Raw genomic sequence first — 345 nt, 5'->3', positions numbered from 1 at the left:
GAGCTTCGGCTACCTCACCGACTTCAATCTGAACCAGCTGAAGATCGACCGTTCCTTTTTGAGCGACCTACCCACCTCCGCTAAAAAGCAGGGCGTGGTTCGCGGCATGATCGCCCTGGCCAATTCCCTAGGTCTGACCGTCGTCGCCGAGGGCGTGGAGAACGAGGCGCAACTTGACATCCTGATCGCAGAGCATTGCCACAGCGCCCAAGGGTTCTACATGTCCGAGCCCATCGAGGAACGGTCATTGACCAGCCATCTGGTGGCGAGACAGGGCAGCGTGCCGCGTACGAAGAAGCCGACCTTCGAGTGGCGCAAAGATGCCAGGCCGATCTCTGAACGGTT

Annotated in this window: 1 protein-coding gene; it reads left to right on the top strand. The window is 59.4% G+C overall.

Annotated features, from left to right (window positions below; translation table 11 throughout):
- On the top strand, positions 1–345 hold a 345-nt coding region (locus EN852_RS37045), incomplete at both ends, for an EAL domain-containing protein (RefSeq protein ID WP_135879776.1).

Origin of the sequence: Mesorhizobium sp. M2E.F.Ca.ET.209.01.1.1 (assembly GCF_004010375.2) — a bacterium.
Lineage (GTDB): Bacteria > Pseudomonadota > Alphaproteobacteria > Rhizobiales > Rhizobiaceae > Mesorhizobium.
The sequence above is the reverse complement of the archived record's forward strand: the minus strand, read 5'-3'. Positions and strand labels throughout refer to the sequence as shown.